This window comes from Streptomyces durhamensis (assembly GCF_000725475.1).
GTDB classification, from domain to species: domain Bacteria; phylum Actinomycetota; class Actinomycetes; order Streptomycetales; family Streptomycetaceae; genus Streptomyces; species Streptomyces filipinensis.
In genome coordinates, this window is sequence record NZ_JNXR01000135.1 from 1 (window position 1) to 386 (window position 386).

Annotated in this window: 1 protein-coding gene; it reads left to right on the forward strand. The window is 64.0% G+C overall.

What is annotated here, in order from left to right; translation table 11 throughout:
• A partial coding sequence (locus IO33_RS0142115) for an SDR family NAD(P)-dependent oxidoreductase (protein ID WP_031174353.1) occupies window positions 1-250 on the forward strand: 250 nt, incomplete at its 5' end.
• Between the last annotated feature and the right edge of the window lie 136 nt (window positions 251-386).

The window sequence follows — 386 nt, forward strand, 5'->3', positions numbered from 1 at the left end:
CAACGAGTGGGCGGCCGACGGCATCCGCGTGAACGTGATCTGCCCGTTTGCGGCCACCGAGGGAGTCATGGCCTGGCAGAAGGCCTTCCCCGAGCGGGCCGCCGAATCGGCTGCCAAGGTGCCCCTCGGACGTATCGGGGACCCTGAGACCGATATCGCACCCATCGTCGTCTTTCTTGCTTCCGAGGATTCCAAGTACATGACCGGGCAGACTCTGATGGCAGACGGCGGCATCATCAAACTGCGGTAGGTCTGCAAACCACTACGTCAGCTCTCGAACAACAAGGAGTCAGCACATGACAGAGCGTTTCGACGGACAGGTCGCCCTGATCACCGGCGGCGCCCGCGGCCAGGGCCGTAGCCACGCCATCGCCTTCGCCGAACGC